General features: G+C 64.5%; 26 protein-coding genes, 1 tRNA gene and 1 other RNA gene. 18 read left to right on the top strand and 10 right to left on the bottom strand.

Annotated features, from left to right (window positions below):
- Positions 1 to 31: 31 nt before the first annotated feature.
- Positions 32 to 1,777, bottom strand: a complete 1,746-nt coding sequence (locus P2G62_RS08660) for a Tad domain-containing protein (RefSeq protein ID WP_275734490.1) — start codon at positions 1,775 to 1,777, stop codon at positions 32 to 34.
- 319 nt (positions 1,778 to 2,096) lie between these two features.
- Between P2G62_RS08660 and dnaG the strand changes: the two genes are divergently transcribed.
- The 6 genes from dnaG (at position 2,097) to ribD (ending at position 8,936) form a co-directional block, all read left to right on the top strand.
- Positions 2,097 to 4,112 carry a DNA primase gene (gene dnaG / locus P2G62_RS08665; RefSeq protein ID WP_275734491.1) on the top strand — a complete coding sequence of 672 codons (2,016 nt, stop codon included), beginning with the start codon at positions 2,097 to 2,099 and terminating at the stop codon, positions 4,110 to 4,112.
- A 144-nt stretch (positions 4,113 to 4,256) separates the two neighbouring features.
- A complete protein-coding gene (gene rpoD / locus P2G62_RS08670; protein WP_275734492.1) occupies positions 4,257 to 6,245 on the top strand; it encodes an RNA polymerase sigma factor RpoD in 1,989 nt (662 codons plus the stop codon).
- A gap of 81 nt (positions 6,246 to 6,326) precedes the next feature.
- The gene (locus P2G62_RS08675) at positions 6,327 to 6,785 is read left to right on the top strand and encodes a hypothetical protein (RefSeq protein WP_275734493.1); all 459 of its coding nucleotides are present in this window, start codon (positions 6,327 to 6,329) and stop codon (positions 6,783 to 6,785) included.
- Positions 6,786 to 6,907: 122 nt separating this feature from the next.
- A complete protein-coding gene (locus tag P2G62_RS08680) occupies positions 6,908 to 7,231 on the top strand; it encodes a hypothetical protein (protein WP_275734494.1) in 324 nt (107 codons plus the stop codon).
- Between the two features lie 149 nt (positions 7,232 to 7,380).
- Entirely contained in the window at positions 7,381 to 7,848 is a 468-nt protein-coding gene (gene nrdR, locus P2G62_RS08685; RefSeq protein ID WP_275734495.1) for a transcriptional regulator NrdR, read from the top strand.
- Between the two features lie 20 nt (positions 7,849 to 7,868).
- Positions 7,869 to 8,936 (top strand): bifunctional diaminohydroxyphosphoribosylaminopyrimidine deaminase/5-amino-6-(5-phosphoribosylamino)uracil reductase RibD, encoded by a 1,068-nt coding sequence (gene ribD, locus P2G62_RS08690; protein ID WP_275734670.1) that lies wholly within the window; start codon positions 7,869 to 7,871, stop codon positions 8,934 to 8,936.
- On the opposite strand, the gene P2G62_RS08695 is transcribed toward ribD, so the two are convergent.
- From P2G62_RS08695 to P2G62_RS08705, 3 genes are all read right to left on the bottom strand, one after another.
- Positions 8,933 to 10,975, bottom strand: a complete 2,043-nt coding sequence (locus tag P2G62_RS08695; protein ID WP_275734496.1) for a capsular polysaccharide biosynthesis protein — start codon at positions 10,973 to 10,975, stop codon at positions 8,933 to 8,935. The genes ribD and P2G62_RS08695 overlap by 4 nt on opposite strands.
- Positions 10,975 to 12,096: a polysaccharide biosynthesis/export family protein gene (locus P2G62_RS08700; protein WP_275734497.1), complete on the bottom strand. Its 1,122-nt coding sequence runs from the start codon at positions 12,094 to 12,096 to the stop codon at positions 10,975 to 10,977. The genes P2G62_RS08695 and P2G62_RS08700 overlap by 1 nt, the downstream gene beginning before the upstream one ends.
- An 89-nt stretch (positions 12,097 to 12,185) precedes the next feature.
- On the bottom strand, positions 12,186 to 13,472 hold the full coding sequence (locus P2G62_RS08705) for a capsule biosynthesis protein CapA (protein ID WP_275734498.1): 1,287 nt from the start codon (positions 13,470 to 13,472) through the stop codon (positions 12,186 to 12,188).
- 222 nt (positions 13,473 to 13,694) lie between these two features.
- Here P2G62_RS08705 and P2G62_RS08710 point away from each other — a divergent pair, with 222 nt between their 5' ends.
- The 5 genes from P2G62_RS08710 to P2G62_RS08730 all read left to right on the top strand — a co-directional run bounded on the left by P2G62_RS08710 (position 13,695) and on the right by P2G62_RS08730 (position 16,920).
- Positions 13,695 to 14,285: a riboflavin synthase gene (locus tag P2G62_RS08710; protein ID WP_275734499.1), complete on the top strand. Its 591-nt coding sequence runs from the start codon at positions 13,695 to 13,697 to the stop codon at positions 14,283 to 14,285.
- Positions 14,282 to 15,415: a 3,4-dihydroxy-2-butanone-4-phosphate synthase gene (ribB, locus tag P2G62_RS08715; protein WP_275734500.1), complete on the top strand. Its 1,134-nt coding sequence runs from the start codon at positions 14,282 to 14,284 to the stop codon at positions 15,413 to 15,415. Before P2G62_RS08710 ends, ribB begins: the two co-directional genes overlap by 4 nt.
- Before the next feature lies 1 nt (position 15,416).
- Complete coding sequence (locus tag P2G62_RS08720; RefSeq protein WP_275734501.1) at positions 15,417 to 15,968, top strand: 6,7-dimethyl-8-ribityllumazine synthase; 552 nt, start codon at positions 15,417 to 15,419, stop codon at positions 15,966 to 15,968.
- The gene (gene nusB, locus P2G62_RS08725; RefSeq protein WP_275734502.1) at positions 15,965 to 16,474 is read left to right on the top strand and encodes a transcription antitermination factor NusB; all 510 of its coding nucleotides are present in this window, start codon (positions 15,965 to 15,967) and stop codon (positions 16,472 to 16,474) included. Before P2G62_RS08720 ends, nusB begins: the two co-directional genes overlap by 4 nt.
- 107 nt (positions 16,475 to 16,581) lie before the next feature.
- On the top strand, positions 16,582 to 16,920 hold the full coding sequence (locus P2G62_RS08730) for a hypothetical protein (RefSeq protein WP_275734503.1): 339 nt from the start codon (positions 16,582 to 16,584) through the stop codon (positions 16,918 to 16,920).
- 71 nt (positions 16,921 to 16,991) lie between these two features.
- On the opposite strand, the gene ssrS is transcribed toward P2G62_RS08730, so the two are convergent.
- Positions 16,992 to 17,149, bottom strand: a non-coding RNA gene (gene ssrS / locus P2G62_RS08735) — 6S RNA.
- Positions 17,150 to 17,279: 130 nt separating this feature from the next.
- On the opposite strand from ssrS, the gene P2G62_RS08740 reads away from it, so the two are divergent.
- Positions 17,280 to 17,660 (top strand): diacylglycerol kinase, encoded by a 381-nt coding sequence (locus P2G62_RS08740; protein WP_275734504.1) that lies wholly within the window; start codon positions 17,280 to 17,282, stop codon positions 17,658 to 17,660.
- A 37-nt stretch (positions 17,661 to 17,697) separates the two neighbouring features.
- Positions 17,698 to 18,174: an MmcB family DNA repair protein gene (locus P2G62_RS08745; RefSeq protein WP_275734505.1), complete on the top strand. Its 477-nt coding sequence runs from the start codon at positions 17,698 to 17,700 to the stop codon at positions 18,172 to 18,174.
- Here the strand turns inward: P2G62_RS08745 and P2G62_RS08750 are convergent.
- On the bottom strand, positions 18,171 to 18,392 hold the full coding sequence (locus P2G62_RS08750) for a DUF6324 family protein (protein WP_275734506.1): 222 nt from the start codon (positions 18,390 to 18,392) through the stop codon (positions 18,171 to 18,173). The genes P2G62_RS08745 and P2G62_RS08750 overlap by 4 nt on opposite strands.
- A 166-nt stretch (positions 18,393 to 18,558) precedes the next feature.
- On the opposite strand from P2G62_RS08750, the gene P2G62_RS08755 reads away from it, so the two are divergent.
- A tRNA-His gene (locus tag P2G62_RS08755) sits at positions 18,559 to 18,635 on the top strand.
- Positions 18,636 to 18,819: 184 nt separating this feature from the next.
- Here P2G62_RS08755 and P2G62_RS08760 read toward each other — a convergent pair.
- On the bottom strand, positions 18,820 to 19,707 hold the full coding sequence (locus P2G62_RS08760; protein WP_275734507.1) for a LysR family transcriptional regulator: 888 nt from the start codon (positions 19,705 to 19,707) through the stop codon (positions 18,820 to 18,822).
- Between the two features lie 89 nt (positions 19,708 to 19,796).
- Here P2G62_RS08760 and P2G62_RS08765 point away from each other — a divergent pair, with 89 nt between their 5' ends.
- Complete coding sequence (locus tag P2G62_RS08765) at positions 19,797 to 20,336, top strand: GNAT family N-acetyltransferase (RefSeq protein WP_275734508.1); 540 nt, start codon at positions 19,797 to 19,799, stop codon at positions 20,334 to 20,336.
- Positions 20,337 to 20,345: 9 nt separating this feature from the next.
- The gene (locus P2G62_RS08770) at positions 20,346 to 21,506 is read left to right on the top strand and encodes an MFS transporter (RefSeq protein WP_275734509.1); all 1,161 of its coding nucleotides are present in this window, start codon (positions 20,346 to 20,348) and stop codon (positions 21,504 to 21,506) included.
- Between the two features lie 69 nt (positions 21,507 to 21,575).
- Here the strand turns inward: P2G62_RS08770 and P2G62_RS08775 are convergent, their stop codons facing one another.
- Together P2G62_RS08775 and P2G62_RS08780 are read right to left on the bottom strand one after the other, a co-directional pair.
- On the bottom strand, positions 21,576 to 22,316 hold the full coding sequence (locus P2G62_RS08775; protein ID WP_275734510.1) for an SDR family oxidoreductase: 741 nt from the start codon (positions 22,314 to 22,316) through the stop codon (positions 21,576 to 21,578).
- A 115-nt stretch (positions 22,317 to 22,431) separates the two neighbouring features.
- Positions 22,432 to 22,827 carry a cupin domain-containing protein gene (locus P2G62_RS08780; RefSeq protein ID WP_275734511.1) on the bottom strand — a complete coding sequence of 132 codons (396 nt, stop codon included), beginning with the start codon at positions 22,825 to 22,827 and terminating at the stop codon, positions 22,432 to 22,434.
- Positions 22,828 to 22,940: 113 nt separating this feature from the next.
- On the opposite strand from P2G62_RS08780, the gene P2G62_RS08785 reads away from it, so the two are divergent.
- Positions 22,941 to 23,828, top strand: coding sequence for a LysR family transcriptional regulator (locus tag P2G62_RS08785; RefSeq protein WP_275734512.1), 888 nt, complete (start codon positions 22,941 to 22,943; stop codon positions 23,826 to 23,828).
- Positions 23,829 to 23,866: 38 nt separating this feature from the next.
- On the opposite strand, the gene P2G62_RS08790 is transcribed toward P2G62_RS08785, so the two are convergent.
- On the bottom strand, positions 23,867 to 24,421 hold the full coding sequence (locus tag P2G62_RS08790) for a LuxR C-terminal-related transcriptional regulator (RefSeq protein ID WP_275734513.1): 555 nt from the start codon (positions 24,419 to 24,421) through the stop codon (positions 23,867 to 23,869).
- Between the two features lie 127 nt (positions 24,422 to 24,548).
- On the opposite strand from P2G62_RS08790, the gene P2G62_RS08795 reads away from it, so the two are divergent.
- A complete protein-coding gene (locus tag P2G62_RS08795) occupies positions 24,549 to 25,715 on the top strand; it encodes a thiolase domain-containing protein (protein ID WP_275734514.1) in 1,167 nt (388 codons plus the stop codon).
- The last annotated feature ends 49 nt before the right edge of the window (positions 25,716 to 25,764 follow it).

Raw genomic sequence — 25,764 nt, forward strand, 5'->3', positions numbered from 1 at the left:
GTGTTTCGGTCCGGTTGCGCGCGTGGCGCGGTTAGTTGGTCAGCCTGAGGGCGTTGATCGAAGCCGCGATCGAGGCGAAGGCCGTGGTCATTTCGTTCGAGGTCACGTCGTAATAGGCGCTGAGCTTGGTCGCGCAGCCGCCCAGCAGCGGATCCACCTCTGACGGCGCATCGACGCCGATGGTGAAGACGGTCACGCCCTTGGCCTTGGCGGCCTCGCAGATGCGGCTCAGGTTGGTGTCCTTGTCGGACCCTTCGGATTGAAACGCCATCTCGTTATAGCGGGTGTTGGCATTGTTGTAGGGCACGCCAAGATAGTATTTCAGGGCATATTGCAGCGAGAAGCCCTTGGTCTTCCACAGCGTGTCGTAGGTGATGTCATAGAGCGTCCCGCTGTAGTTCACCCAGCTGTTCGATGCGAAGCTGTAATAGGACGGGGAATGCGAGGCGTCATAGTAATACAGCGCCTTGTAGGTTTCGTCCTTGTAGACGTTTCCATACCAATCGGTGCTGACGGCGTTGATCGAGGTCGCGCTTTTGCTGGATTTCAACCCCGAAGGCCCGCTGCGATAGGGCAGCTTGGTCGAATAGGACAGCGTGTTCATGCCGTCGGTCATCAGCACCAGCACCTTCATCGAAATGTCGGTGGCGGTCTTGTCGGTGGCATATTTGAACGGGCGGCCAGTCAGGTCCGACGACACCAGGTTCTTGTTTTTCAGCGCGGTCAGGATCGGCTGAGTGGCGGGGTCAAGCAGGGCCGCGCCCCATTTCGCGCCGAAGTCGATAGCGGTATTTCCGCCCGCCTTGAGGTGTTCGATCTTGTCAAACAGATCATCATAATCGTTGCTGAATGCCAGAACGTCGGCAAAACTGTAATAGTCACCGCTCTCGTCGTTGCGTTCTTCGCAGTTTTCGATCCCGGTATAGGTGTTGGGCCAGGAGCCGCGCCCGAAATAATCGTAGGAATCGCCGAACATCGCGCGCGGCAGCGTGCTGTCCGGGTCAATCACGGTCGAGGTGTAGTCGGCTTCGTGCAGATCGACGCAGGTGCGCAGCTTGGTGCCGCCGCTGGTATCGGTGCTCAGCTTGTAGACAGAGGCCAGATCGTCGCCCAGAACCACCTGCTGGTTGTAGGGAATGATCGAGATCGACAGCCGCCCGGGGGGCGCATCGGCCGGTTGCACCATGTCGAACATCGTCTTGACGAAGTTCTGCGCGGCGGGTTTGAGCAGATCGAGGCGGGTGATGTAGACCTTGTTGCGTTTGCTGCCCGTGGAATAGACGGTGTCGTTCATCGAGCCCGAAATATCCAGCACCAGCGAGATTTCGACGTTGCCGATGCTTTCCTCCGCGGTGGTGGCGGAGGCGGCCGTCAGCGTGTCGATCCCCACCAGCGAGCCGAAGATGGTGTTCATGTTGTCCTTGACGTTGATCACCACGCGGCGCCATTCCTGATGGGTGCCCTCGGTCACGATCGGATCGGTGTCCAGATCCCCCAGACCGGCCTTCTTGAGATAATCGAGCGCGACCGTCCGCGGGTCCAGCGTCTGGCGCAGCGAGGCCGATGCCAGGGCGGCGCGGTCGATGGTGTTCTGGATCAGCGTGCGGCGCTCTTCCTGACGCACGAAGTCGATGGCGATGCCGGTGCAGATCAGCATGATCAGCAGGATCTGCAGACTCAGGATCATCAGTGATCCCTCTTCGTCTTTCGCGAACCGGCGCGCGGCTTTGCGCGCCGTGGCGGGCAGCATGGCAAGGGGCGAAAAACGGGTCGGCATGGTCGTATCCCTGATCGAAGGCGGCGCCCGAGGGCCCGCGCAGAGGTCTATCCGCCAACTATGCCGTATCGAGAGGGCCAAAATGAGGCGAGGCTGCCTTTGTTCCGCCCTGTTCGTTGCTTGCTGGTTGCCAATTTGCGGGGCTGCGGGTCACCGATCGCAATCGGGAAACGGCGCCGCCATGATTTTGCCACAATGTGCCCTGTTCCGGGGCAGCAGCCCGCGCTGATTCGCAACGCCTCTGTCAGAAAAAGTGCTGATAAATTATGACCAGCGCTCGGGTCTCGACTCTGGCGCGGCGCGGGCCAATATAGGGGGCATGAGCCTGCCACCCGGATTTCTTGACGAATTGCGCACCCGTGTCCCGATCTCTCAGGTGGTCGGGCGCAAGGTCGTTTGGGATATGCGCAAGTCCAATCAGGCCAAGGGCGACATGTGGGCGCCGTGCCCGTTCCATCAGGAAAAATCCGCCTCGTTTCATGTCGATGATCGCAAGGGCTATTACTACTGCTTCGGCTGTCACGCGAAGGGCGATGCGCTGAGCTTCGTGCGCGAGACCGAAAACGTGGGTTTCATGGAGGCGGTCGAGATTCTGGCGCGCGAGGCGGGCATGCCGATGCCTGCCCGCGACCCGGTGGCGGCGCAACGGGCCGACCGACGCAGCGAACTGGCGGCGGTGATGGAAGAGGCCGTCAAATTCTTCCGCATGAGCCTGTCCACGCAGGCGGGCGCGGCGGCGCGCGATTATCTGGCGCGCAGGCGGCTGGATGCGGCGGCACAGGCGCGCTTCGAACTCGGCTTCGCGCCCGATGGCTGGCAGGGGCTGTGGGATACCTTGCGCGGCAAGGGCATTGCCGAGAACCTGATCCTGGGCGCGGGTCTTGCCAAGGCCAGCACCAAAGGCAAGGCCCCCTATGACGTGTTTCGCAACCGGATCATGTTTCCGATCCGCGACGCGCGCGGACGCTGCATCGCCTTTGGCGGGCGGGCGATGGACCCGAACGACAATGCGAAATACCTGAACTCGCCCGAGACCGAGCTGTTCGACAAGGGCCGCAACCTGTACAACCACGGACCCGCGCGCGAGGCCTGCGGCAAGGGCGCGCCGCTGATCGTCTGCGAAGGCTACATGGATGTGATCGCGCTGGTTCAGGCCGGGTTCGGCGGCGCGGTGGCGCCCCTGGGCACTGCGGTGACCGAGGATCAGTTGCGGCTGATGTGGCGCATCCATGACGAACCGGTGATCGCGCTGGATGGCGATGCAGCGGGCACCCGCGCCGCGTTGCGGGTGGTTGATCTGGCGCTTCCGCTGCTGGAGGCGGGCAAGGGGCTGCGCTTTGCGGTGTTGCCCGCCGGGCAGGACCCCGACGATCTGATCAAGGCCGAAGGCGCGGAGGCGATGGCAAAGGTGCTGCAAGCCGCGCGGCCGATGGTCGATCTGCTCTGGGCGCGCGAGATCGAGGGCAAGGTCTTCGACAGCCCCGAACGCAAGGCGGCGCTGGATAAATCCCTGCGCGCCGCGATCAAGCGCATCACCGATCCTTCGATCAAGGCGCATTACGGCGAGGATCTGAAACGCCTGCGTGCCGAGCTGTTCGGGGCAGGCCGTGTGTCGGGCGAGGCCGCACCGGGTGGGCCCGATTTCATTGGTGGATCGCGTCTGCCCTTCAGTGCGCGTGGGCGTGTCGGCAAGGGCTGGGTTCCGCCCGCCCTGCCGCAACCGTCGACCCGGGCCAGCCTGCTGGTGGCGGGGCAGGGCGACGATCTGGCCGAACATTTGCGGCAGGCCATGGTGATGGCGATTCTGGTGGCCCATCCGGCGCTGATCGCCGAGTTCGAAACGCAACTGGAAACCGTGCCGCTCAGCGATCCGGCGCATGACCGGCTGCGCACGCTGATGCTGCGTCACGGCCACGATACCCCCGAGGAAATTTCTGAACGGCTTCTGGCCGGGGCGGGCGCCGACCTTGAAAAGCTGATGGCACTGCCCCATGTGCGCACTGCCCCCCCGGTGCAAAAACGCAACGAGCCCGAACTGGCGCGGCTGTGCCTGGCCGAGGCGCTGGCCAAGCTGAAGGCCGAGCGTGCGGTGCGCGCCGAGGTGGTGGATGCGATGGAGGATCTGGAAGGTCTGGCCGACGAAGGCGTGACCTGGCGGTTGCGGCAGGCAGCCGGGCTGATGCACCGGGCGGGCCATCTGGACGAGGTGGACAAGCGCGCCTCGGTTCGGGCCCCCAACGGGGTCGAACTGGATCGCCACGAACTGGAGGAACGCGATGCGCTCTTTGACAACATCGACTATTCGCGCGGCGGCCGTGGCAGCCGTCGCAGTTGAGCCGGATTTGGGCGCCCGGGACGGGGCAATGATTCGCCTCTGTGATTCGCCCCTGTGATTCGATAAAACGGCAGGAAATGATTCGATCCTGTCTGAGTGCTTGAGCCACCCAAGCCCGACCCCAAGCCCGACCGAGGAGCGCCCATGGCCGCTAAAGACATCGACGAGAACAAGCCCGACACCAGCAGCGACGACGATACCTCGTTCGACATGAGCCAGGCCGCGGTCAAGCGCATGATCGCAGAGGCGAAGGAGCGCGGCTATATCACCTACGATCAGCTGAACGCCGTGATGCCGACTGATCAGGTCTCGGGCGATCAGATCGAAGACGTGATGTCGATGCTGTCGGAAATGGGCATCAACGTGATCGAGGGCGACGAGGCCGAGGAAGGCGATACCAACGCCGTGGTCGAGACCGGGTCTGGCTCGCGCGAGGTTGCGGTTGCAACCACCACCACCGAGACGCTGGACCGCACGGATGACCCGGTGCGGATGTATCTGCGTGAAATGGGCTCGGTCGAACTGCTCTCGCGCGAGGGCGAGATCGCGATCGCCAAACGCATCGAGGCCGGGCGCAACACGATGATCGCGGGCCTGTGCGAAAGCCCGCTGACCTTTCAGGCTATCACCATCTGGCGCGACGAACTTCTGAACGAAGACATCCTTCTGCGCGACGTGATCGACCTGGAAGCCACCTTCGGCCGCACGCTCGACGAAGATGGCGAGATGGATGAGCCGGTCGTCGAGGGGCTGGAAACCGAGGCCCAGCCCAAGCGGGCCTCCAGCGACGAGCCGGAACTTGATGCCGATGGCAACCCGCTGTCGCGTGCCGATGACGACGACGACGAGGACGAAGGCTCCAACATGTCGCTGGCCGCGATGGAAGCCGCATTGAAGCCGAAAGTGCTGGAAACGCTCGAAATCATCGCGCGCGACTATGCCACGCTGGCCGAAATGCAGGATCTGCGGATGTCGGCCACCCTGAATGAGGATGGCACCTTCAGCGTCGCCGAAGAAGCCGCCTATCAGAAGCTGCGCTCGGAAATCGTGTTGCTGGTGAATGAGCTGCACCTGCACAACAACCGTATCGAAGCGTTGATCGACCAGCTTTACGGCATCAACCGCAAGATCATGTCGATCGACAGCGGCATGGTGAAACTGGCGGATGCGGCGCGGATCAACCGGCGCGAATTCATCGAGGAATATCGCGGTTACGAACTCGATCCGACCTGGATGGACCGGATGATGGAGAAATCGGGCCGCGCCTGGGCCGCGCTGTTCGAGAAGTCCGCCGGCAAGGTCGAGGAGCTGCGCGCCGAGATGGCGCAGGTCGGCCAATATGTCGGCGTCGACATTTCCGAATTCCGCCGCATCGTGAACCAGGTGCAGAAGGGCGAGAAAGAGGCCCGTCAGGCCAAGAAGGAAATGGTCGAGGCGAACCTGCGTCTGGTCATCTCGATCGCCAAGAAATACACCAACCGCGGGCTGCAATTCCTCGACCTCATTCAGGAAGGCAACATCGGCTTGATGAAGGCGGTCGACAAGTTCGAATACCGCCGCGGCTATAAGTTCTCGACCTACGCGACCTGGTGGATCCGTCAGGCCATCACCCGCTCGATCGCCGATCAGGCGCGCACCATCCGCATTCCGGTGCATATGATCGAAACGATCAACAAGCTGGTGCGCACCGGCCGCCAGATGCTGCACGAAATCGGCCGCGAACCCACGCCCGAAGAACTGGCCGAAAAGCTGCAGATGCCGCTCGAAAAGGTCCGCAAGGTGATGAAGATCGCCAAGGAGCCGATCAGCCTTGAAACCCCGATCGGCGACGAGGAAGACAGCCAGCTGGGCGATTTCATCGAGGACAAGAACGCGATCCTGCCGCTGGACAGCGCCATTCAGGAAAACCTGAAGGAAACCACGACCCGCGTTCTGGCCAGCCTCACGCCGCGCGAAGAACGCGTGCTGCGCATGCGCTTCGGCATCGGCATGAACACCGATCACACGCTGGAAGAAGTGGGCCAGCAGTTCAGCGTGACCCGCGAACGCATCCGCCAGATCGAGGCCAAGGCCCTGCGCAAGCTGAAACACCCGAGCCGGAGCCGCAAACTGCGCAGCTTCCTCGATCAGTAAGAAAGGCGCCCCCGCACGGGGGCGTTTTTGTTTATGATTTCACAAACCACATTGCTGGGCGCCGCGGGCGAGCATTACGTCATGTCGCAGCTTTTGCTGCGGGGCCTGATCGCGGCGCTTGCCCCGCAGGGTGTGCCCAATCTCGATATCGTCGTCAGCGATGTCGAAGGGCGCCGCCAGCTCGGCATTCAGGTCAAGTCGCGATTGAAGAAGGGGAGTGACGGGGGCTGGCACATGGGGGCCAAGCATGAAAACATCCACAGCCCGACATTGTTTTACTGTTTTGTCGATTTCGGTGATGTGCTGCAGGATCAACCGGTGACATATATCTTGCCGAGCGCCAAAGTGGCCGAAGTGGTGCGGGAGTCGCATCGCGCGTGGCTCTCACGGCCTGGCCAGCGTGGGCAGGTGCGCAATGACAGCAAGGTCAGGCGTCTGGTTCCCGACTACCGCTATGCCTACGCCCCCGATCCCCCGCGCTATGCTTCGGGCTGGCTCGATCCGTATCGCGAGGCTTGGGATCTTTTGGCGCCGCGCTGACCATTTCACCTTGTCCGAAATATCTCGGGGGTGAATTCGGCAAAGCCGAAGAGGGGGCAGCGCCCCCTTTCCTCCGCCTGCCCCCCTTGCTAGGCTCGCCCAAACCCAGACCGGAGCCCTGCATGACCCGCCTACTTGTTCTCGCGCCGCTTCTCCTTGCCGCCTGTGTCGAGGGGATGACCGCCGATCCCGCCGCCCCGCGCATGTCGCAGGCGGGCACTTGTTTTGCCTTCGTCACGGCGCAGGCCGACGGCACCTATACCCTGACCACGGGGATCGGCGATGGATCGCGCACGCCGCCGGGTCAGCAGAAGACCGGGCTGTCCGCGAAGGCGGTCGATGCCGCTTTTGCGCAGGAAAACAAGATCATGCAGATCAATCCCGAATGTCTGGCGATCTATGCCAAGGATCGCACGCAGGCGCCGCCGCCTGTGCCGGGGGCCTGATCGCCTGAGTCCGCCGCGCCACAGTGCGCCCACCGCATCTGGTGGGCTCACATTTTCGCTACCCAAAAACTCGGGGCGCCCCTATAGTCCTGTGGATAAGCGGGGCGTCAGACCCCATATGAGGCGGGATCAGGAAAAAGGGGGACGCCATGCGCTGCCCGTTTTGCGGTAATGTCGATACGCAAGTGAAAGATAGCCGACCGGCCGAAGACCACGTTGCCATCCGGCGGCGGCGGTTCTGTCCGGCCTGCGGCGGCCGGTTCACGACCTACGAACGCGTGCAACTGCGCGATCTGGTGGTGATCAAAAGCTCCGGCAAACGCGAAGATTTCGACCGCGACAAGCTGGAACGCTCGATCCGCATTTCCATGCAAAAACGCCCGATCGAGCCCGAGCGCATCGACCAGATGATTTCCGGCATCGTGCGGCGGCTGGAAAGTCTGGGCGAAACCGACATCCCCTCGAAGGTGATCGGCGAGATCGTGATGGAGACGCTGGCCCGGATCGACACCGTGGCCTACGTGCGTTTTGCCAGTGTTTACAAGAACTTCCAGGCGGCGGACGATTTCGACAAGTTCGTCTCCGAACTGCGCCCCGGCAGCGCCGAAACCGAGTGAGCCCGGCGGACCGGCGCTATATGGCGCTGGCGCTGACGCTGGCGGGACGGGGGCTGGGTAATGTCTGGCCAAACCCGGCGGTGGGCTGTGTCATCGTCAATCAGGGGCGCATCGTCGGGCGGGGCTGGACCCAGCCGGGCGGGCGCCCGCATGCCGAACGGCGCGCGCTGGATCAGGCAGGGGCGGCGGCGCGTGGCGCCACGGCCTATGTCACGCTCGAACCCTGCGCGCATCACGGCAAGACACCGCCCTGTTCCGAGGCCCTGATCGGCGCCGGCGTGACGCGCGTCGTCACGGCGCTGACCGACCCGGACCCGCGTGTCGCCGGGCGCGGGCACGCGATGCTGCGCGCCGCCGGGGTTGCCGTGGACGAAGGGGTGATGGAGGCCGAAGCTCGCGCCTTGCAGGCCGGCTTCTTGAGCCGGATTACCCAAGGCCGCCCGTGGCTTGCGCTGAAATTGGCGACCAGTTTCGATGGCCGGATCGCGCTTTCGAATGGGCAAAGTCAGTGGATCACCGGCCCGGCGGCCCGGGCGCGGGTGCATGCGTTGCGCGCCCGCTTCGACGCGGTGATGGTGGGCGGTGGCACGGCGCGCGCCGACGATCCGCTGCTGACGGTGCGCGGCTTCACCCCCCTGCGCCAGCCGGTGCGGGTGGTGGCTTCGGGCGCGCTCGATCTGCCGCGGGAACGGTTGGCGGGGTCGCTGGATCAGGCGCCGCTGTGGCTGGTGCATGGGCCGCAGGCACCTGCCGAGGCGCGGGCTTTCTGGTCGGGGATTGGTGCCGAGCTGATGGAAATTCCTGCCTCCGATCCGGGGCTTGATCCGCAGGCGCTGTTGCAGGCGCTGGGCGCGGCGGGCCTGACACGGGTGTTTTGCGAAGGCGGCGGGCAATTCGCCGCCAGCCTGATGCGCGCGGGCCTGGTGGACGAGCTGATCGGATTCACTGCGGGTGTGGTTTTGGGGGGCGATGGTCGCGCAGCATTGGGGGCGCTGGAACTGGAGCAACTGACCGAGGCGCCACGCTACAGGTTGAGCGAAACGCAGGTTCTGGATGGGGACATCCTGCACCGCTGGCGGCGCGATTAACGCCGCCAGATCCCCGCGTGACCCGCGAAGAAGCCTTGCAGTTTTGCCAAGGTCCGGTTGCCCGGGCTGGGCCGTGGCAAGGGGCCATGCGCCAGACGCTCCACCACCACCTCGGGGGGGCAGGGCAGGCCCGAGGCCGGGTCGAAATAACGCGGATAGGCGATCAGGACGGCATGGGCGAGTTGCAGCAGATCGGGACGTGCCTGCCTGCGGTCAGGCGTCGCCCCCAGGTCTCGGGTCAGCCCCCAGCCCGCATAGAAGGGCGCGCCCACACAGGTGACCCGCTTGCCGCGCAAAAGCGCCTCGAACCCCAGAAGCGACGTCATCGTCCAGACCTCCTCGACCTGATCCAGCAGGGCGGCAGGGTCCGATTTGTGCAAGACCTGATCTGCATAGCGCAGCGCTTCGGCGTCGGGCACATGGCCTGGTCGCAAGCCGGCCTCGACATCGGGATGAGGTTTGAAAAGGATGATCTTGTCCGGGTTTTCGGCGCGCGTTTTGGCAAGTAATGCCAGATTTGTGCAAATCTCGGATGTGCCTAGCCGGATTGAGGCATCATCTTCGACCTGTCCGGGCACCAGAATGCGCGACCCGTCGGGCAGATCGGGCAGCGCGCCACCGATATTGTATTTCGACAAACCAGTCGCCCGGATCGCGGCGATCAGCCGTTCGGCCCTGGCGCGCCCGCCGGGGGGCGGCTCTTGCGCGGTCAACTCCTCCAGATCCGACGGGCGGGTCGGGTCGTAATAGATGCCCTGTGCATCCGTCACCAGAGACAAGGGCGGCACCAGATCGGCGCCAAGCCCGCGCGAGCGCAGGAAGCCGTCCTCGACCCGCAGCACGGGCACGTCGGGCGCAAACCCCTGCGGTTCTTTTCCGGCCCAGATCAACAGGTTTCGCCCCGTTCTTGCGGCAATTTCGGTGGCTTTTTCCGGGCTGCTGGCGAACCGTAGTGGCGTCAACTGTCCGAAAAACTGCTGCAGCGGGTGGTGTTTCCACAGACGCATGCCGCAGGCGACATGGCCGTTTCGGTCGGCGCGGAAGGCGCGGGTCCGGGCCTCCAGATGGTCTACCGCCTCTTCAAAGCTGCAGATCCGCTTGCGACAGGGGTCAAACCATGTCGGTGCGATCAGATACGCGGCGGCAAAAAGCTGTGCGCGGGTGAGGCGGCGGCTGCGGCGTGCGACCGGGTTTTCATCCTGCGTCAGGCCCCAGCCAGCGTAAAACGGCTGGCCAAAAACCCGCGGGCGGTGCCCGGCAAAGATCGCCTCCAGCCCCAGTTGCGACGAGACAGTATAGACCGCGATCGCACCGTCGAGCAATTTCCAGGGCGAAACGGGCGCATCAAGCAGGCTGGTGCGGGCGTCGCAATGCTTGGGGTCGAAATGGCCGGGGCGATGGCCGGCGCGGGTCTCGGGGTGGGTCTTGATGACAATGCGCGCGCCTGGATGCTCGATCTGCGCATAGGCCAGCATTTCACGGAAGGTGGCGGCATTGGCGCCGCCATGGCGGATCGAGGCATCCCCTGCGATCTGGTCGATCACCAGCACATAGCCGGGCGGAGGAGGGGCCAGCCTTTCATCAAAATTGTTGTATTTGGATAATTCCAATGTGCGAAGCCGGGCCATTCCGTCGCGTGCACGTTGCAAAACTGCACTGTCATCAAGCGCATCCGTGGCCAGTATCCGTTCCAGCCGCGAGGGGGTGACACTGTCGAAATGCACGCCTTCGGGGTCGATCAGCAGGCCCAGGGGCGGTTCCCCCCCCGCGCGACCCGGCTGGATCGAACGCAAGAAAGCATCCTCCAGCCGCACGATGCCACAACCGCGCCGGGCCGCCACCGCCTCGCCGCGCGCGGCATAGGGCGAACGTCCCCAGACGACCACACGATCGCGGGGCCCGGGCAGGCCGACCCGCAGATCCCAGCCCGCCGCGCGCAGGATCTGGCGCAGCCGGGGCTGGCGCAGAAAACCCGCATTATAAAAGAAAAGCCGCCGGGAGAGCCCCCCGGCGGCGCTATCGTCCGGTGCCGCAGGCATCAGTCGCCGATATTGCTGAGCGAATTGGCCGTGCCGACCGAGCCGGTCAGCGCCGACAGCATCTTTTGCCACTGCACATAGGGCGCTTCGGTCACATAGACCGTGTCGCCATCGCGGATCGCAAAATCGCGGGCCATGAAAATGCCGTTCGGCTCGGTCAGGTCCAGCACATAGATCAGGCGCTGATCGCCGATCAGGTCATTGCGGCCCAGAACGGCGGCGGCAATTTCGGCGGGCTCGTTGCGGAAAACGAAGACACCGGTCGGGTCGGCCAGATGCGAGCTGAGCCCGCCCACGGTCGCAATCGCTTCCAGCGCGCTGAGGGTCTGGGTCTCGAAGGGCACGCGGGCCTGCGCGCCGGTGGCGCCCAGCGAGGTGAAGGCGCGGGTGTCTTCCTCGACCAGGATCACGTCGCCCGGACGCAGGGCAATATCCATTTTCGGGTTGGAATACAGATCCTTGAGCCAGACGGTGCCAGATTTGCCGTTGCGCTTGACGGTGATCTTGGCGATTTCCGGCTTGATCGACACGCCGCCGGCACGGGCGATCATCGCCGACAGGGTGCGCGTCGGGCGTTCGATTGCGTAAACGCCTTGTCCGCCGATCGCCCCCATCAGCGACACGGTTGCGCCATCGCCCGGCACGCGCGCGACCGAGACCTGCGGGTCCGGGGTTTGCGCGTCCAGCTTTTCGGTAATCACACGGCGCAGTGCGTCGGGCGAATTGCCCGCGGCCTTGATGCGCCCGGCATAGGGCACAAAGATATAGCCCGCACCGTCGACCTGAACCTCGGTCAGCTGGGTCGCGTTGGCGCCTTTCTGCGCCAGCAGCCCGTCATCGACGTTTTCCCAGATCGTCAGCGCCAGCGTATCGCCCGGATTGATCGTGTCAGAGCCGACAACGCCCGCCCCCTGGAAGGCCGAGGAAAAGCCCAGTGCGGGCTGCACGGCGGTGGCGCGGGTCACATGGTCGTTGACCGAGACGACGAAAGCATCGCCTTCCCGCAGGGTCGAGCCCGCATAGATTTCGCGTTTGGTGGGGCCAGACCGCGGCAGACCGCAAGACGCGCTGCCCAAAAGAACGACGGACAGGCCCGCCAGCAGGGCCCTCCGGGATGTCATCGCTTTCACTGCTCGAGCTCCTCTTTCGGGATGCTGCTTTAAGTTTTGCCTGCAACGCTACAGAAAGACGCATAAAAAACCAAGTGGGCTTATGTCACGACACGCAACTGTTGCCGTGGTGCCGCTTTGCCTGCGGTCAGCGCATCATAGGGGTCTTCGGGGCTCAGCATCATGTCCACGACACCGCGCAGCAGGGTGCGCCGCCCTCGGGCCGAATAGAACCCGCCCGGAACCTGCGAGGTTTCCAGCAGGAAATGGCGGTAATCGCGATAGGCGCGGCTGTCGGGGCGGTCAGGGGCGGCGAAGAATTCGGGCAGTGGTTGGGCCGAAACGAATTCGGGCTTGTCGAACACCGCGCGGCCAAACGCCTTGAGCGGCAGCCCGTGCCACAGCACCTGTTGCGCCGCCGTGGAATTCACCGTCACGGCCGAACGCGCCTGCGACAGCAGCTGTGCCAGTTTGCCGCCGCGGACGAAATGCACCCGCCCCGTCAGCCCGTGGGCCTGCGTCGCCCGCCCGATCGCACGGGTGATCGGCGCGCGGCCGTCTTCCAGCGGATGGGCCTTGAACACCAAGTGATGATGGCGCGGGGCGCCCTCGGCAAAGCCGGCCATCACCAGGTCGATGAAGTCGGTCTGCGAGGCGAAGGGGCTGTGCATGCGGAAACTGGCGTCATGTTCCAGTTGCAGCAGCACCAGATGATAGGGAAAGCCACCCTGCTTGATGCGCCGGGTGGCCAGATGCCGCTCGATCATCTGCACCGGCATCAGCAACAGACGGCGCAGATAGAGCCGGAACTCCTGAAACACGCTCACCCCGCGATGCGGCGTGAAATTGCGATAGGAGCCGTTTTGCAGCATCACGAAGAAATGGTAGAGCGCGCCGTAGAACACATGGTGGCGCATGTCGCCCCAGCGTGGCGGGGCGTCGGGCCATTCGATTTCGCTTTGTGCCAGGGCTGCGCGCATCTCGGCCACCGACATGTCCATCAGCCGCGAATGCCCGTTCGAGCCGCCGCGTTCGTAGCTGACCCAATAGGGCCGCAGATAGCCCTCTTCGAACACATGCACCGTGACGCCTGCGGTCCGCGCCGCAGCAATCGCCTGAGCGTGGATCGGGCGGGTGTCGCCATAAAGCACCAGATCGGTGATGCCCTTCTCGGCGATCAATGCGGCGACCCGGTCAGGCCAGTCCTCGGGGCGGTCGGTAAAGGGGATGTAGCTGGCGCGATCACGCCAGAAGGTTTCGTCGCCCTTGTTGAAGCCCACGCGCCAGACAGAGCCGCCCGCCGCCTGCAGCATCGCGCCCAATTGCTGAAAGAACGGGCCGTGGGGCCCTTGCAGCATCAGGAAATGGCGGTCGGCATAACGGTTCATCACTGGTCCTTGGTTGCCCCTTCATGCTGACAAATTTCGCGCCTGTCACGCGATTTGCCGCATTTCGCATCGGGGTTCGGGCCTGAATGCGGCAAAATCACCGGGAAATGGTTCGCATCCGCGGGGCATTCTGTGCGCGAACGCAGCGGCGCGTGGTGCCTCGGGGCCTTGCGTGGCTGGGGCGCGCGGGCTAGGCAGGGGGCGGATAAAACGGGGGTGTCAATGTTCACCGGGATCGTGACGGACAAGGGCGAGGTTCGGGCGCTGCAACAGGCGGGCGACCTGCGCGCGCGCATCGGCTGCCATTACGACATGGGCGGCGTCGATATCGGGGCCTCGATCGCGTGCAATGGCGTGTGCCTGACGGTCATCGAAAAGGGCGCGGACTGGTTCGATGTGCAGATCTCGGCCGAAAGCGTGTCGAAGACCAATATCGGCACCTGGCAGATCGGCACCGCGCTGAACCTGGAACGCGCGCTGAAGGTCGGCGACGAGCTGGGCGGGCATATCGTTTCGGGGCATGTGGATGGCGTGGCCGAAATCATCGCGATGCAGGACGAGGGCGAGAGCACCCGCTTCACCTTCCGTGCGCCCGAGGCGCTGGCGAAATTCATCGCGCCGAAAGGGTCTGTTGCGCTCAACGGCACCTCGCTGACCGTGAACGAGGTCGCGGGCTGTGACTTCGGCGTCAACATCATTCCGCACACCAAGGCCGTCACCAGCTGGGGGCAGGCGCAGGTGGGCGACAGGATCAACCTCGAAATCGACACGCTGGCGCGCTACGTCGCCCGGCTGCAGGAGTGGAACGCATGACCCAACCGGTGGACAAGTCCGGCAATCACGAGACGCCCGGCCCGGTCGAGCAAAGCTACAGCGACGCGATTTCCTCGATCGAGGACATCATCGAAGACGCGCGCAACGGCAAGATGTTCATTCTGGTCGATCACGAAGACCGCGAGAACGAGGGCGATCTGGTGATCCCCGCGCAGATGGCCACGCCCAATGCGATCAACTTCATGGCGATGCATGGCCGCGGGCTGATCTGTCTGGCGATGCCGGGCGCGCGGATCGACGCGCTGGGGCTGCCCTTGATGAGCGCGCAGAACTCGTCGCGGCACGAAACCGCCTTTACCCTGTCGATCGAGGCGCGCGAGGGCGTGACGACCGGGATTTCGGCGCATGACCGTGCGCGCACCATCGCCGTGGCGATCGACGCGACCAAGGGCGCGGCCGATATCGCGACGCCGGGCCATGTGTTCCCGCTGCGTGCGCGTGAAGGTGGCGTGCTGGTGCGCGCAGGCCATACCGAGGCGGCGGTGGATGTCAGCCGTCTGGCCGGGCTCAACCCCTCGGGCGTGATCTGCGAGATCATGAACGAAGACGGTTCGATGGCACGGCTGCCCGATCTGGTGGGCTTTGCGCAAAAGCACGGGTTGAAGATCGGCACGATCAGCGACCTGATCGCCTATCGCCGCCGCTATGACAATCTGGTGCGCGAAAGCGCGCAAAGCGCCGTGACCTCGGTCTACGGGGGGGACTGGTCGATGCGGATCTATACCGACGAAACCCAGGGCGCCGAGCATGTCGTGCTGACCAAGGGCGACATTTCCACGCCCGAGCCGGTGCTGGTGCGGATGCATGCGTTGGACCCGATGACCGATGTGCTGGGCCTGAATGCCGAGCGGGTGGGCGATCTGGGCCGCGCGATGGAGGCGATCGCCGCCGAAGGCCGCGGCGTTGTCGTGCTGTTGCGCGAAACCGCGATGAAGATGGTGCAGCCGGGCGAGGCCAGCCCGCAAACGCTGCGCCAGTATGGGCTGGGCGCGCAGATCCTGTCGGCCCTGGGCCTGTCGAAACTGGTGCTGCTGACCAATTCGGCGCGGCCCAAGGTCGTCGGGCTCGAAGGCTACGGGCTCGAAATCGACGCGGTGCGGGAGTATTGAGATGGCCGGACATGAAACGCATTACACGCTCGATCTGCCGAAATTCGACAAGCCGGTGCGCCTGCTGATCGTCGTGGCGCCCTATTACAAGGACATTGCCGACAATCTGGTGGCGGGTGCGCGGGCGGTGGCGGCCGAGGCCGGCGCGGTGGCCGATCTGGTCGAGGTGCCCGGCGCGCTGGAGGTGCCGACCGCGATCGCGATGGCGGCGCGGATGGCCGATTACGACGGGTTCGTGGCGCTCGGCTGTGTCATTCGCGGCGAAACCACGCATTACGACACGGTCTGCAACGACAGCTCGCGCGCGCTGACGCTGATGGGGCTGGAAGGTGTGTGCATCGGCAACGGCATCCTGACGGTGGAAAACCGGCCCCAGGCCGAGGTGCGCGCCGATCCGGCGGGGCAGAACAAGGGCGGCGGCGCTGCTGCTGCGGCCTTGCATCTTGTCGCATTGTCGCGCAAATGGGCGGGCCGGAAAACCGGGATCGGCTTCAAACCGCAAGGTGAGTCGTTCCGCATCGCCGGGCAACCCGAAGGACCGAGCCGCGCATGACCGACGACACCACGCCCCCGACCCCCGATGACAAGCCGCGCAAGCTGACGCTTGAGGAAAAACGCCAGATGAAATCGGCGTCGCGGCTTTATGCCGTGCAGGCGCTGTTCCAGATGGAGGCCTCGGGTCAGGGCGTGGATCGCGTGATGCGGGAATTTGAAAGCTTCCGTTTCGGCGCGACCTATGACGAAGACGAAATGGCAGAGGGCGATCTGAACCTGTTTCGCCGTCTGTGCGAAGATGCCGTGACCTGGCAGGCCAAGATCGACCAGGCCACCGACCGCGCCCTGGTTGCGAAATGGCCGATCGACCGGATCGACCCGGTGCTGCGTGCGCTGTTCCGTGTGGCCGGGGCAGAACTTTCCAACCCGGCGACCCCGCCGAAAGTTGTCATCACCGAATTCGTCGATGTCGCACGGGCCTTCTTCCCGGACGGCAAAGAGCCGAAATTCGTGAATGCGGTGCTGGATCATATGGCGCGCGAGCTGCGCCCCGAGGCGTTCTGAGCGGTAAAATCCGCGACATAATGTTGCGTCACGGTGTTTTTCGGCGCGATGGTTGTTTGCAACGCTCAAACATGCGCTACATTGAATGCATCAGAAGGAGAGTCGTCATGCCGGAACTGGTGCGCCTTTATATCCGCAATGTCTTTATCGGGCTGGGCCTGTCGGTCGTGTTCGTGGGGCTGTTGCTGTGGTTCAACGTGGCGAACCTGTGGCATCTGATCTCGACGTCGGATGTGGGCTTCATCGCCGTGGCGCTGTTGGTCGTGTTCAACACCGTCGTGTTCTCGGGGGTGAATTTCGCGATCACCATCATGCGGATGGCCGAACCCGAGGATGGTTCGGGCGGTGGCAAGCGTGACGGGATTCCGACCGATCACGCGGCCCAGATGATCGCGGTGCCGGTCCCGGCCGAAGCCACGACCCAGCGGCGCAAACTGCCGCATTGAGCGCTGTCTGATCTGCAAGATCGCAGCCCTCCGGTTTCGGGGGGCTTTTCTTTTGTCTGCGGGGAAGGGTGGCGGAAACCGCAGCAGCCGTGAAGGCGTGAATTTCCCGAGAGCCTGACTAAATCAGGTGGGAGCCAGATACCGAGACCACGATCCCGGCAGAGCCAGCCCCCTCGGAAATGCTTATCGGCCACTGGAAAAGGGCCTCGCACGAACCGAGCAGTAACCGCCAAGCCCACAGATAGGCGGGCGAGGGCCGTTCGGCAAGGGGGCGCCGGGGCGATGGGCGCGGGGTTGACGATATCGCCGGTGCAGGGCTTGATCGCGCCACACACCGATCCCGTCTCAAGGAGTTGCCGATGCCTGACACCGACCCGCACACCCTGCCGCCGCGTCAGACCGGCGTCGGGCATGTGTTCGCCGCCGGGGGCTATTCACTGGGCGGTCTGACGCGGCTTTGGCAAGAGGCGGCCTTCCGCCATGAGGTGCTGGCCTTTGCGTTGCTGCTGCCGGTCTATATCGCCGCCGGTGCCCGGCCATTCGAGATTTTCCTGTTCATCGGGCTGTTTCTGATCCTGGCCGCGGTCGAGGCGCTGAATACCGCGGTCGAGGACATCGTGAACCGCGTCTCGCCCGAATGGTCCGAGATGGGGCGTGACGCCAAGAACCTCGGCTCGTTGGCGGTGATGTTCCTGCTGCTGGCCCACGGCCTGTTGCTGGCGTGGGTCATCATCACCTGACTGGACATTTGTTCGTGTTTCGTTCATGTTTTTTGACATGACGTTTCCACCGACGATTCCGCCCCTCAGCACGTTGTCCCCCGGTCAGGCACTGGCCCGGGGCGTGGCGCGGGCCTTCGATCAGTTGGGGCTTGCCTCGGTCGCGGAAATGCCGCTGCGGCCCCGGTTGCGTGCCGATCTGATGGCCTTGGGCCGCAAGGGCGAGATCTGGATCGTCGAATGCAAGTCCAGCCGCGCCGATTTCACATCGGATCGGAAATGGCAGGGCTATCTGGAATGGTGTGACCGCTATTTCTGGGCGGTCGATGGCGCGTTCCCGACGGAACTGTTGCCTGCCGATACCGGGCTGATCGTGGCGGATGGCTACGGGGCCGAAATCCTGCGCGAGGCGCCATATGCCCCGCTGGCGCCCGCGCGGCGCAAGGCGGTGACACTGGATTTCGCGCGCGTGGCGGCGCAGCGGCTGCAGGGGCTGCGCGATCCGGGGCGGACGGGCGCGGGGCTGCGGGCTTAGCGCTTGCCCTTCCCCTTGCCGGGTTTGCCGCCTGCGCCCATTTCGCGCGCGGCTTCGGCTGCGGCCATCAACTCTTCAGCGATTTCCTCGGCCTCTTCGGGCTCGAAATCGAGCGGCAGTTCCAGCCCGTCCCCCTCGACATAGATTCGCACCATGCCCAGAGACGTGGGGCCGATTTGCAGGTTAGCGGCGATGTCGCTTTGCTTGTCGATACTCATGGGGCCTCCGGTGTGCGGCTGGGTTCGGATTTGCTGGGTATCCCCGTTACAGCAAGGGTGCAACGAAAATGCGGGGCGCGCCATGGGGCAGGGGGGCGGAAAATGCCACATCCGATGCAATCGGGGCCTTGCAATCGCGTGGCACAGGGGCTAAATCGCGCGCAGTGCAGCTTTAGCTCAGTTGGTTAGAGCACCAGATTGTGGATCTGGGGGTCCCCCGTTCGAGCCGGGGAAGCTGTACCACTCATCAATCCCTTGATCGTATTTAGCCAGCCGGTTGCGCCACGATTCGGTGCGCATCTGGATGACTGGCGTGCTGCGAAGCCGAAAACGCACGAACCCGGTTCGGGCCAGTCCGGGGCTTCCAGTCCGAAAAGCTCACGCGTTCCTGATCATCTGGCGGCGGACAGTTCGGATTTGCACGGGCTCAGCCGCGCAGTCCTTTTTCCAGGGCGCCAATAACCTGTCGCAGCCCGGCTGTAAGCCGCTTGTCGCGCCGGATCATGAGGCCAAGGCTGCGGGTCAGGCGCGGCACCAGGGGCACGACCGCCAGTCCGCGGCTTCTTGCCCTGGTCACCGACGAGGCGGGCAGAATCGACCAGCCCAGCCCGGCGGCGACCATCTCTTTGATCGCCTCGACACTGCCAAGCTCCATCACAGGCTTGGCTGTCAGACCGGACTCCTGAAACCAGCGGTCTATCAACTGGCGCGTGTGCCCTGCGTCTTCATAAAGGACAAGCGGTCTGGCCGAGAGCATTTCCGCGGTGACGGGCCCTTCCGGCGCTTCGGTCTCGGGTGAAATGGCCATCAGGTCTTCTGTGAACAGCGGGGTGGTCTCCAGCGAGCGTCCGGCTGCGGGCAGGGTCACAAGCCCCAGGTCGAGCGCATTTTCTTCCAGCAGACGCTGGATGTCCGGGCTGTTTCCGGTGTGGACAGTGCATTCCAGCTCGGGGGTCCGGCGGGACAGTTCCCCCAGGATCGGGGGCAGCAAATATATGCAGGCGGTGGCCCCGGTCCCGATGCGGACCCGCCCGGCACTGCCAGTGCGAAAGGGCTGCACCGCTTCCTGGACGGCCTCCAGTTCGTCGCGGATCCGGTATGCGCCTTGAACCACCAGGCGCCCGACATCGGTTGGCCGGACCTTGCGCCCGCATCGCTCCAGCAGACGTGCGCCGAAATAGCGTTCAAGCTGCCGGATCTGCTGGCTGACGGCGGGCTGCGAAAGCTGCGCCTTCTCGGCCGCGGCGGAAAACGTGCCAAGCTCGACGACATCAATCAGGATGTCGAGATGTTGAAGGGCCAGGATATTTTTCAAAGTTTACCTTATGCTTTGTATAAATCGCATATCATTTTCTTTCCGTTCCGAAAATGCGAATTTGCCCAAAGACGATTGAGGAGCGCATCATGATTTCTGGCCAGAACCTGACCCTGCGGGCCTGCGGCCCGGACGACATTCCCGCCATTCAGGCCATCTATGCCGATGCGGTTCTGACCGGGACGGCGAGTTTTGAGCTGGAGCCCCCGAGCATCGCTGAAATGCAGGCGCGCTGGCAGAACATCACCGGCGGCGGCTATCCCTACCTGGTTGCGGTGCTGGATGGCGCAGTGGCCGGATATGCCTATGGCGGCGCCCATCGCGCCCGGCCCGCCTATCGCGGCAATGTCGAGAATTCGGTCTATGTGCGCAAGGACTGCCTGCACGCGGGCGTCGGGCGTGCATTGCTGCAAGACCTGATCGCGCGCTGCACGGAACGCGGTTTTCGCCAGATGATCGCAGTGATCGGGGATTCCGCGAATGCCGCCTCGATCGGCCTGCATCGGAGCCTGGGTTTCGATCATGTCGGCACGCTCCGCTCGGTGGGATGGAAGCATGGGCGCTGGCTCGATACCGTGCTCATGCAGCGCGCGCTCGGGCCGGGGGACAGCACGGATTTCGAGGGCTAGGCGGTGCTCATGCGGCGCACGGTCGCCGCGATCGGCCTGACCCAGATGGTGAACTGGGGCCTTTCCTATTATGCGCTTGGCGTTTTCGGGCCCGCCATCGGCGCCGATCTCGGGTTTTCACCCGAGCTGACCTATGGCGGCTTCTCGCTTGCGCTTGTGACGATGGGGCTGAGTTCGGACTGGCTGGGCCGCCAGATCGACCGCCACGGTGGCCGCGCGGTGATGTCGCTGGGCTCGGTCCTGCTGGCGCTCGGGTGTCTTGGGCTCAGCCAGTCCCACGCAGCCCCCCTCTACCTTGCAAGCTGGCTGGTTCTGGGCCTCAGCATGCGGATGTGTCTGTATGAGGCGGCCTTTGCCGCGCTGGTCCAGGTCGGCGGCAGTGCCGCGCGCCTGGCGCTGTCGCAGATCACCTTGCTGGGCGGTTTGGCCTCGACGGTCTTCTGGCCCTTCGGGCATCTGCTGCAGGAAACGATCGGGTGGCGAAACGGCATGATGGTCTATGCCGGCATCGCCCTGACGATGATCCCGCTTTACCGGATGCTTGCCGCGCCCGGGGCCGCGGAGGCCCGCACCGGCCCGCCGCCCGGGCCGGCCCGGATCGCGCCGGAGCAACGGTTTGCGGCACTGCTGTTCGCCGCGATGGTCGCCGCCACGGCCTTTCTCAGCTCCGGCCTTTCCGCGCATCTGATCGGGCTGCTTTCCGAGCGCGGCCTTTCGGTCGAGGCTGCCGTTTCGTTCGCGGCCCTGCCCGGCATCGCGCAGTCCACGGCACGTCTTGCCGAAATCGTCTTCGGTCGCTGGCTCGATCCCAGGCGGCTGGCTCTTCTTGCGTCCGGGCTGCTGACGCTGGGGATGCTGGCGGGGTTCGGTATCGCGGGGGCAGGGGTGTCCGCAGTGGTCTTCGTGCTGGCCTATGGCGCGGGCAACGGTCTGTTGACCATCACGCGAGGCAGCCTGCCGCTGGCGCTGTTCCCGGTCCGTGACTATGCGGTGATTGCCGGGCGCCTGATCGGCCCTTCCTTCTTTGGTGCCGCTGCCGCCCCGATCACATATGCCGCCCTCATCGACAGCTATGGCACGCAAGCGGCGATGGGGTTGAGTGCGCTGCTTGCCATGATCGCGACCGGGTGCGCCTGGGGGCTGTATCACCTGCGCAAAACACATCTGTAGCCCTGCGCCGCGCGGGACAAGGCCGTCCTTGTGCAATCGCGGCGGGGCTTTGCCCCGCCGCCTGCAGTCTTACCACGCCTGAACGGTCGGCCCGACCGTCAGTTCGCTCACATTGGTATCGGCCGGTTGTTCGATGGCGAAGGCAACGACATTGGCGATCCGGTCGGGTGTGATGCCGACCTGGGCATAGAGTGCAGCCATGCCCTCGGCGGTGCCCTTGTCGCTGATCGTATGCAGCAGTTCGGTGTTGATCGCGGCCGGATAGATCGTCGCGGTGCGGATATTCGTGCCTTCCATCGCAGATTCCATGCGCAGAACCTCGATGAAGCTGCGCACGAACCATTTGGTGCCGCCATAGACCGCTGCGGCCGGATAGGCCTTGAGCCCCGCAACCGAGGATGTTGCGATCACATGGCCCGATTTCTGCGCGGTGAACTCCGGCAGCACGGCGGCCACACCATTCAACACGCCTTTGATGTTGATATCGACCATCTCGTGCCACTCGTCGGTTTTCAGCGCCGACAGCGGCGAGCTGGGCATGATGCCGGCATTGAGGAAGATCACGTCGACGCGCCCGAACGTGTCTTTGGCGAGCTTCACAATGGCGTCGTTATCGGCCTGTTTGGTGACGTCGAGCACCTGCCAGATCGCCTCGCCGCCCGCGGCGCGGATCTCGTCGGCGAGGGCCTGGAGCTTGTCTTCGCGCCGCGCGCCAAGAACGACCTTGGCCCCTTTTGCAGCAAGCAGCTTCGCGGTGGCCGCACCGATGCCCGATGATGCGCCGGTAATGATGATGACCTTGTCTTTCATGTCGGTTTCCTTTGTGGGGTGAGGGGTTTCAGTCGATCAGCGTCAGACCGGGGGGCGGTCCGCAGTGGCGCGATGCCCCCCCGCCATCGGCCCGCGCCGGGGCGTTGATCCCTGCTCAGCCGAGGTAATCGGCCTCGCAGACCGGCTCCATCCAGGTGACGGCGACACCGTCGATCGCCTCCTGAACGGCGATATGGCTCATCGCGACATCGGGGGCGGCCCCATGCCAGTGTTTCTCGCCGGCGGGAAACCAGACCACGTCTCCGGGCCGGATGTCCTCGACCGGGCCACCTGCGCGCTGCACCCGGCCGCGTCCCGCCGTTACGATCAGGGTCTGCCCCGCCGGGTGGGTGTGCCAGGCGGTGCGGGCGCCGGGTTCGAAGGTGACGGCCGCGCCAGCCGCGCGTCCCGGGGCTTCGGCCTGAAACAACGGGTCGATCCGCACGGTGCCGGTGAACCACGCGTCCGGCCCCCTGACCGAAGGATTCGTGCCTGCACGGATGATTTCCATGATCTGCCTCCGTTCGTCGGTTTGCCATGGTTGTTATATGGCTTTCCGGGACTTATTGATTATAGGCAAAAGATTGCTTGAACTTATCGACCAAAGCCATGAATGGGGCCGCCATGTCACAAACCGATTTCAATGACCTGATGTGGTTTCTGGCCGTTGCGGAAGAGGGCAGCTTCACCCGGGCGGCGGCGAAGCTCGGGGTGGTGCAATCGACGCTGAGCCACCGGATCAAGCGGCTGGAAACGCGCATGGGCATACGGCTGCTGGCACGCACGACCCGTTCGGTCGCGACAACCGAGGCGGGCGAGCGGTTGCGACGGTCGCTGGCGCCTCGGGTAAGCGAGATCGAGGAGGAAATCGCGGCCCTGATGGAACTGCGCGACAAGCCTGCGGGCTCGGTCCGGATCACGCTTTCGCATCATGCGCTGACACAGCTGATCTGGCCCAAGCTGCGGCCGGTGCTGCGCGATTACCCCGACATCAGGCTGGAACTGAACGTCGATGGCGGGTTTCGCAACATTGTCGAGGACGGTTTCGATGCGGGGATACGGCTGGGCGAGAGCGTCGAACATGACATGATCGCGCTGCGTGTCGGCCCCGACTGGCGGCTCGTTGCGGTGGCGGCGCCGGCCTATCTGGCGGTGCATGGGCGGCCCGAGCATCCGCAGGATCTGCTCGGGCATGAGTGCATCAACCGGCGGCTGGTGACGGCGGGCGGGCTTTATGCCTGGGAATTCGAAAAGGATGGCAAAGAGTTGCGGGTGCGTGTCGAGGGGCGGCTCACGCTCAATGATGATGCGACAATGGTCGGGGCCGCACTCGATGGGGTGGGCATCGCCTATGTCCCCGAGGATATGGTCGCGGCGCAGCTGGCAAGCGGCAAGCTGGTTTTGTTGCTTGACGACTGGTCGCCGCGCTTCGCGGGCTATCACATCTATTATCCAAGCCGTCACCAGAACCTGCCCGCCTTCAAGGCGGTCGTGAACGCGCTAAGGCACTGATCCGCCCCTCGGGGCCTGTCGTGGCGGTTCAGGCAGGCTCAGCCCACGACGATGATCTTCGACACGAGTTCCGCGGTATTGCGCGCGCCGAGCTTCTTCATCAGGCGGGCGCGATGCACCTCGACCGTGCGATGCGAGATCCCCAGGCTCAGCCCGATTTCCTTGCAGGTGCGCCCGTTCACCACATGGCGGGCGATGTCCTGCTCGCGCGGGGTCAGCTCGACCGAGCGTTCGACCCGTTCCGCCGCGCGCTCGAAGGCCCAGATCGTCAGGGCGAACGGATCGGCGGGGCTCAGCGTGACACCGCGCGCCCGCATCCAGCAGATCGTGCCATCGGCAAGTTGCATGAACCGCTGATCTTCGTAATTCGGATGGTTGGCCAACGCCTTGATCGCCCGCGCACCGATCAGGCTGAAATCGGCATGGCTGGGATAAAGCAGCCGCATCGACTGCCCTTCCAGGGCTGCAGCCGGGTGCCCGAACAGCGCCTGTGCCGCGCGATTGGCATGCAGGATCTGGCGGTGCGCCAGGATGACCTGCGCAATGGGCGAGTCGAGGAAACCAAGCTCGGTCAGGGTCGGGGCGGTGCTCATGGCGCAAGTATAACGCAAGGAAATGCGCTGCCTATACGTATCGGACTACGTAGGACTACGCATACGTAGTTTTCCCAATATCGTGGCCCGCCCGCTGCGGGCATTCTGGCACAAAGAGGAGAACACCATGACCGGCATTCACATCGTGGGCAGCGGGCATACCGCCTTTGGGCGGTTCGATGCGCGCAGCCTGGAAGACCTGATCGTCGAGGCCACGCGCGAGGCGCTGACCGAGGCGGGGCTGGGCGGCGCCGATATCGACGCGGTCTATCTGGGGCACTTCAACGCGGGGATGTCGAATGACGGGTTCGCCTCGTCTTTGGTGCATCAGGCCGATGACGGCCTGCGCTTCAAACCCGCGACGCGGGTTGAAAACGCCTGTGCCTCGGGGTCAGCTGCGCTTTATGCCGGGATGAATGCCATTCGTGCGGGGCAGGCCAGGCGCGTGCTGGTCGTGGGTGTCGAAAAGATGACCCACCGCACCACGCCCGAGGTCACCGCATCGCTGGGCCGCGCGGGCTATCAGGGTGATCCGGCCGAGGCGGGGCTCAGCTTCCCGCAGGTCTTTGCGCTGGCCGCCCGGGCCTATGCCGAACGCTACAGCGACCCGATGGAGGCGATGGCGCGGATCGCCGCCAAGAACCACACCAACGCGCTGGCCAACCCGCTGGCGCAGATGCGCCGCGATCTGAGCTTCGATCAATGCAACGCGGTGTCCGACAAGAACCCGCTGATCGCACCGCCGCTGCGGCTGTCGGATTGCTCGCTGATCTCGGACGGGGCCGCCGCGGTGGTGCTGAGCAATGATCCGGGCGCGCATGCCCGCAGCGCGCATATTCGCGCGGCCGCGCAAGTATCGGATTTCCTGCCGATGTCGCGCCACGATCTGCTGGCTTTCGAGGGCCCCAAACGCGCCGTGGCGCAGGCCTATGCGCAGGCCGGCATCACCGTGGATGACGTGGGCTTTGCCGAGGTGCACGACTGTTTCACCATCGCCGAACTGTTGATGTACGAGGCACTGGGTCTGTGCGCGGCGGGGCAGGGCGCGGCGCTGCTGCAGGATGGGTCGGTCCATCGCGGCGGGCGCTGCCCGGTCAACCTGTCGGGCGGGCTCAAGGCCAAGGGCCATCCGGTCGGGGCGACCGGCGTGTCGATGCATGCGCTCGGCTATCGGCAACTGACCGGCACCGCCGGCGGTATCCAGATCGACGATCCGCGGATCGGTGTGGTCCTCAACATGGGTGGCGCGGCGGTGGCGAACTATGCCACCGTGCTGGAGACGGGGCGCGCCTGATCGCCGCCCTCTTGGCCACACATTTGCGATATGACTATGGGAGTGAGGG

The organism is Paenirhodobacter sp. CAU 1674 (assembly GCF_029222945.1).
In the GTDB taxonomy this organism is placed as follows: domain Bacteria; phylum Pseudomonadota; class Alphaproteobacteria; order Rhodobacterales; family Rhodobacteraceae; genus Rhodobacter.

Bases quoted from the DNA above. Each gene is read 5' to 3' on its own strand.
- P2G62_RS08660 (WP_275734490.1), bottom strand. From the start codon at position 1,777: ATGCCGACCCGTTTTTCGCCCCTTGCCATGCTGCCCGCCACGGCGCGC.
- dnaG (WP_275734491.1), top strand. From the start codon at position 2,097: ATGAGCCTGCCACCCGGATTTCTTGACGAATTGCGCACCCGTGTCCCG.
- rpoD (WP_275734492.1), top strand. From the start codon at position 4,257: ATGGCCGCTAAAGACATCGACGAGAACAAGCCCGACACCAGCAGCGAC.
- P2G62_RS08675 (WP_275734493.1), top strand. From the start codon at position 6,327: ATGTCGCAGCTTTTGCTGCGGGGCCTGATCGCGGCGCTTGCCCCGCAG.
- P2G62_RS08680 (WP_275734494.1), top strand. From the start codon at position 6,908: ATGACCCGCCTACTTGTTCTCGCGCCGCTTCTCCTTGCCGCCTGTGTC.
- nrdR (WP_275734495.1), top strand. From the start codon at position 7,381: ATGCGCTGCCCGTTTTGCGGTAATGTCGATACGCAAGTGAAAGATAGC.
- ribD (WP_275734670.1), top strand. From the start codon at position 7,869: ATGGCGCTGGCGCTGACGCTGGCGGGACGGGGGCTGGGTAATGTCTGG.
- P2G62_RS08695 (WP_275734496.1), bottom strand. From the start codon at position 10,975: ATGCCTGCGGCACCGGACGATAGCGCCGCCGGGGGGCTCTCCCGGCGG.
- P2G62_RS08700 (WP_275734497.1), bottom strand. From the start codon at position 12,096: ATGACATCCCGGAGGGCCCTGCTGGCGGGCCTGTCCGTCGTTCTTTTG.
- P2G62_RS08705 (WP_275734498.1), bottom strand. From the start codon at position 13,472: ATGAACCGTTATGCCGACCGCCATTTCCTGATGCTGCAAGGGCCCCAC.
- P2G62_RS08710 (WP_275734499.1), top strand. From the start codon at position 13,695: ATGTTCACCGGGATCGTGACGGACAAGGGCGAGGTTCGGGCGCTGCAA.
- ribB (WP_275734500.1), top strand. From the start codon at position 14,282: ATGACCCAACCGGTGGACAAGTCCGGCAATCACGAGACGCCCGGCCCG.
- P2G62_RS08720 (WP_275734501.1), top strand. From the start codon at position 15,417: ATGGCCGGACATGAAACGCATTACACGCTCGATCTGCCGAAATTCGAC.
- nusB (WP_275734502.1), top strand. From the start codon at position 15,965: ATGACCGACGACACCACGCCCCCGACCCCCGATGACAAGCCGCGCAAG.
- P2G62_RS08730 (WP_275734503.1), top strand. From the start codon at position 16,582: ATGCCGGAACTGGTGCGCCTTTATATCCGCAATGTCTTTATCGGGCTG.
- P2G62_RS08740 (WP_275734504.1), top strand. From the start codon at position 17,280: ATGCCTGACACCGACCCGCACACCCTGCCGCCGCGTCAGACCGGCGTC.
- P2G62_RS08745 (WP_275734505.1), top strand. From the start codon at position 17,698: ATGACGTTTCCACCGACGATTCCGCCCCTCAGCACGTTGTCCCCCGGT.
- P2G62_RS08750 (WP_275734506.1), bottom strand. From the start codon at position 18,392: ATGAGTATCGACAAGCAAAGCGACATCGCCGCTAACCTGCAAATCGGC.
- P2G62_RS08765 (WP_275734508.1), top strand. From the start codon at position 19,797: ATGATTTCTGGCCAGAACCTGACCCTGCGGGCCTGCGGCCCGGACGAC.
- P2G62_RS08770 (WP_275734509.1), top strand. From the start codon at position 20,346: ATGCGGCGCACGGTCGCCGCGATCGGCCTGACCCAGATGGTGAACTGG.
- P2G62_RS08775 (WP_275734510.1), bottom strand. From the start codon at position 22,316: ATGAAAGACAAGGTCATCATCATTACCGGCGCATCATCGGGCATCGGT.
- P2G62_RS08780 (WP_275734511.1), bottom strand. From the start codon at position 22,827: ATGGAAATCATCCGTGCAGGCACGAATCCTTCGGTCAGGGGGCCGGAC.
- P2G62_RS08785 (WP_275734512.1), top strand. From the start codon at position 22,941: ATGTCACAAACCGATTTCAATGACCTGATGTGGTTTCTGGCCGTTGCG.
- P2G62_RS08790 (WP_275734513.1), bottom strand. From the start codon at position 24,421: ATGAGCACCGCCCCGACCCTGACCGAGCTTGGTTTCCTCGACTCGCCC.
- P2G62_RS08795 (WP_275734514.1), top strand. From the start codon at position 24,549: ATGACCGGCATTCACATCGTGGGCAGCGGGCATACCGCCTTTGGGCGG.